We start from the raw sequence: 4491 nt of genomic DNA, 5'->3' as shown, positions 1-4491 counted from the left end.
TCGCCCGGCTCGCCCCGGCGCTCGACGGGTTCGACGCGCAGACGCGCGAGCGTGAGGGCGAGCGCGCGGCGGCGGTCGCCCGCCTGGCTGGGGACCGTGCGGCCCTCGAGGTCACGCGGCTCGACCTCGACGCCTCCGAGGCGGAGGTCGTGACCGGCCGCGGCAACCACCCGACGGTCGTGGCTCGGCACTCGGAGCTGCTCGAGCGCGCGGCAGCGTCGGCCGCGGTGCTCGATGCCCTGGCTGAGCAGGACGTCGCCCAGGACGAGTCGCGCCGGCGTGAGGACGAGCTGTCCCAGGGGCTGGCGGAGCACGGCTTCGCGTCCGCGGCGGACGCGGACGAGGCGGCGGTCGACGCGGCCGTGCTGGCCGAGCTCGACCGGGTCGTCACGGCCTACGCCGCCCGGCTCGACCGCGCGACCGCCGGCCTGGCTGAGCCGGCCATCGCCGCGCTCGACGACGAGCTCGTGGTCGACGTCGACGCCGCCCGGGCGCAGGAGTCCGTGGCGCGGGGCGACGCGGAGCGGGCGGCCGGCGAGGCGCGGGTCGCCGAGGAGCGCTCGTCGGCGTCCGGCGCCGCGGCTGACGGGGTGCTGCGCGCGGCGACGACGCTCGCCGACGCGGTGCGCTCGGCGGGGCCGGTGTCCCGGCTCGCCGACCTCACGGGCGGGGGCGGCGGGGACAACGCCCAGAACCTCTCGCTGGCCACGTTCGTGCTGATGAGGCGCTTCGAGGATGTCGTCGCGGCCGCCAACGACCGATTGCTCGTCATGTCGGACGGCCGGTACGAGCTGGTGCGAAGCGACGAGAAGGAGGACGTCCGCGCCCGCAACACGGGCCTGGCCATGCGGGTGGTCGACCACCAGACCGGGCACCCACGCGACCCGCGGACCCTGTCGGGCGGCGAGACGTTCTACGTGTCGCTCTGCCTCGCGCTCGGCATGGCCGACGTCGTCACCGCGGAGGCCGGGGGCATCGACCTCGGGACGTTGTTCGTCGACGAGGGCTTCGGCTCCCTCGACGCGCACACCCTGGACCAGGTCCTCGCCGAGCTGGGTCGGCTGCGGGCGGGCGGGCGCGTGGTCGGCGTGGTCTCGCACGTCGACGCGCTCAAGCAGGCGATCGCCGACCGCATCGAGATCCGCCCGACCCCGCAGGGCCCGAGCACGCTCCAGGTCCGCGCGGGCTGATTCGCGTCACCAGGCCCAGCCGCGGGAGGCGAGCTCGACCTCCTCGCGGAACCGTTCCGCCGGGTCCCCCTTGGCGACGACCTGCACCTCGACCCCGGCGAGGTGGCACGCCTCGGCGAGCAGCTGGTCGTACGCCAGCTGCGAGGCGATGATCCGCTCGGCGCGGGCGAACGTGTGCTGGTCCAGCTCGAGCGACCGGACGTGGTCGGCGACGACCCCCAGGCGCTCCTGCACCCGCAGCGCCAGGAACGGGTCGAACTCCGGGCCCTTGGGGCGACGCAGCCGAGCCGCGACGTGCTCGAGGTGGGTGGCCAGCCACGTGCGCCATCGCGGCGGCTCGTCGGGCGAGGGGAACAGCTGCCAGATCGCCCCGAAGACGAGCGCCGGAACGAAGAAAACTGCCGCCAACATCAGCCAACTCATCGGGCGTCCTTCATCGCGCGCGTACCGCTCAGGCTAAGTCGCTCGTGTGACGTACGCCACAAGTTTCGGTCGATCCGACGTTGCGAGTTGGCGACAGCGCGCGACGGGGAGCGGTCAGCCGGGGAACGGCACCGCATCGGGCTCGGCCTCGGGTGCACGGTCGGCCTCTGCGTGAGGTCCGGCCGACGCGGCGGCCCGCGCTCGCGGCGAGGGCGGCGCGTGCGTCGCGACGCCCGCCCGCACGGACGGGACGGTGGCCAGCGCGTCGGACTCGACCGCCGCGACGCTCACGAGAGCGTTCGGCTCGGCGGCCGCGACGGTCACGAGAGCGTCCGACTCGGCCGCCGCGACGGCGAGCTCGGCCTGAGCGACCGGGCCGCGTGCCCACGACCGGCGGACAGCGACCAGCAGGATCGCGGAGATGATGATGACCCCGGCCATGACGGCCGCCATGGTCACCGCCGTCGGCGTCCCCCAGAGGCTGGTCAGCGGCGCGATGAACGCGCCGAGGCCGAACTGCAGGGCGCCGAGCAGCGCGGCGGCGGACCCGGCGCGGTGCGGGTTGGACGCCAGGGCGATGGCAGGGGCGGACGGCAGCACGAAGCCGGCGGTGCCGAGGGTCAGCACGAGCAGCACGGTCACGGGCCAGAAGGGTGCGCCCAGGAGGGTCGTCGCGAAGAGCGAGAGGCTGAGGACCAGCCCGGTGGCGACGGCACCGGAGAGGACCTGCTCGGGAGTGAACCGGCCGACGAGCGCGCCGTTGATCTGCGACCCCGCGGTGATCGCGACCGCGCCGGCGGCGAACACCCAGCCGAACTGCTGCGGCGACAGCCCGTAGCCGTCTTGGAACACGAAGGTCGAGGACGCCACGTAGGTGAACATCGCCGAGAGGTAGAACGCCGACATGAGCGCGAGGCCGAGAAACGGCAGGTCGGTGAGCAGGTCGCGGTAGGTGCGCAGCGCCGCGGTGGTGCCCCCGGTCCGGCGGAGCTCCACGGGCAGCGACTCGCGCAGCGTGAAGGCGGCGACTACCAGCAGGATTGCGCCCGTGGAGGCGAGGAACACGAAGATCAGCCGCCACGAGCCCACCAGCAGCAGCTGGGCGCCGATGGTCGGCGCGAGGATCGGGGCCACCCCGACGACCAGCATCAGGCGGGCCATGACCTTGGAGAGGCGGATGCCCTCGTACCGGTCCCGGAGGATCGCGAGCGAGAGCACCATCCCGGCGGCGGCGGTGAAGCCCTGCACGAACCGCAGGACCGTGAAGGCGGTGATGTTCTGCACCAGCGTGAGGCCGACGGACGTCAGCACGTAGACGCTCAGTGCCGCGAGCAGCGGGCGGCGGCGGCCGAAGGCGTCGGAGATCGACCCGAAGAGCAGCTGGCCGAGCGCGAGACCCGCGAGCGAGGCGGCGATCGTCAGCTGCACGGCGGCGGCGGGCGCGTTCAGGTCGTCGGCGATCTCCGGGAACGCCGCGAGGTAGGTGTCGAAGGTCAGCGGGCCGATGGCCGTGAGTGCCGACAGCAGAAGGACGAAGCCGACGCTCACGCGCGTGGTGGGGATCCGGGCCATGACAGCCCCAAGGTTGCGGGCCGCAAGCATCTTCCCGCAGTGTCCAGTCCGTGGGACGCACGTCACCCGCCGACCGGGACCTTGGTCGGTCAGGCGCGGGTGTTCCGGCGTCGATACTTCTGAGGTGACGGGACCGACGGGTGACGCGTGGTGGGACGACGCCCCCGTCGCCGACCCCTCGGACGAGCGGGCGCCGAAGGCCACGCGATGGAGGCCTTCCCGGATCGCCGGTGTCGTCGGCCTGGTCGTCGTAGCCCTGCTCGGGCTGCTGTCCGGTTGGTCGGGCGCGCTCGTGATGGTCAGCCTCTACGTCGGGCTGACGGCGATCTACGCCCTGGTGCGCCGGACCTCCTGGCTGGGGGGACCGATGCGCCGGGGAGTCTCCGCGGCGGTGCTCGCGGGATCGCTCGTTGCGCTGGTGGTCACCGCCTCGGTCGCGGCCCCGCCGGCCGAGCCCGTGGCGGCGCCGGCGGCGACGCCCACGACGCAGAGCCCGAGCCCCACGGACACGCCGAGCGCGAGCGCCACCCCCACCCTCGAGGAGCAGGCGGCGACGCTGCCCGCCCCGGACCCCGCACCGGTCGCCGACGCCGCGGTCGTCGCCGCCGCACAGCCTCAGACCGCGCTGGCCACCGCGACGCTGCTGCCGGTCAAGGGCCGTGCGCCGAAGACCGGGTACGACCGTGACCTCTACGGCCAGGCGTGGAAGGACGTGGACCGCAACGGCTGCGACACCCGCAACGACATCCTGCGTCGCGACCTCACCGACCAGGCGCTCAAGGACGGCACGAACGGCTGCGTGGTGCTGACGGGCACGCTGCAGGACCCGTACTCGGCGAGGGCGATCTCGTTCGTGCGCGGACAGGACACGTCCTCCGCCGTGCAGATCGACCACGTCGTCGCGCTGTCCGACTCCTGGCAGAAGGGCGCCCAGCAGTGGGACGCCGCCAAGCGTGAGGCCTTCGCCAACGACCCGCTGAACCTGCTGGCGGTCGACGGCCCGCTGAACATGCAGAAGGGCGACGGCGACACCGCGACGTGGCTCCCGCCGAACAAGTCGTTCCGGTGCGACTACGTGGCGCGGCAGGTGGGCGTGAAGTACACCTACGGTCTCTGGGTCACGCAGGCGGAGCAGGACGCGATGGTCGGCGTGCTCTCGACGTGCCCCGATCAGCCGCTGCCCACTGGGTCGGCGGTCCCGCCGCCGCCGGTGGTCGAGGAGGCTCCCGTGGTCGTCGTGCCCGCGGCGCCCGTCGCGCCTGCGGCACCCGCCGTGCCRGTCGCGCCCGCGCGGCCCGTGGCACCC

At 73.9% G+C, this 4491-nt stretch carries 4 protein-coding genes; 2 read left to right on the top strand and 2 right to left on the bottom strand.

What is annotated here, in order from left to right; translation table 11 throughout:
- The coding region (locus ACXJKA_RS19845) for an SbcC/MukB-like Walker B domain-containing protein (protein ID WP_456826916.1) at positions 1 to 1190 on the top strand (1190 nt) is incomplete at its 5' end.
- 6 nt (positions 1191 to 1196) lie between these two features.
- On the opposite strand, the gene ACXJKA_RS19840 is transcribed toward ACXJKA_RS19845, so the two are convergent.
- Entirely contained in the window at positions 1197 to 1613 is a 417-nt protein-coding gene (locus tag ACXJKA_RS19840) for a hypothetical protein (RefSeq protein ID WP_456826915.1), read from the bottom strand.
- 114 nt (positions 1614 to 1727) lie between these two features.
- The gene (locus tag ACXJKA_RS19835; protein WP_456826914.1) at positions 1728 to 3185 is read right to left on the bottom strand and encodes a multidrug effflux MFS transporter; all 1458 of its coding nucleotides are present in this window, start codon (positions 3183 to 3185) and stop codon (positions 1728 to 1730) included.
- 124 nt (positions 3186 to 3309) lie between these two features.
- Here ACXJKA_RS19835 and ACXJKA_RS19830 point away from each other — a divergent pair.
- The coding region (locus ACXJKA_RS19830; protein ID WP_456826913.1) for an HNH endonuclease family protein at positions 3310 to 4491 on the top strand (1182 nt) is incomplete at its 3' end.

It is taken from the genome of Cellulomonas sp. P5_E12 (assembly GCF_054049315.1).
This window is presented reverse-complemented; position numbering and strand designations above follow the sequence as displayed.

What these genes read in the sequence shown, in the direction of transcription:
- ACXJKA_RS19835 (WP_456826914.1), bottom strand. Translation starts at nt 3,185, where the DNA reads ATGGCCCGGATCCCCACCACGCGCGTGAGCGTCGGCTTCGTCCTTCTG.
- ACXJKA_RS19840 (WP_456826915.1), bottom strand. Translation starts at nt 1,613, where the DNA reads ATGAGTTGGCTGATGTTGGCGGCAGTTTTCTTCGTTCCGGCGCTCGTC.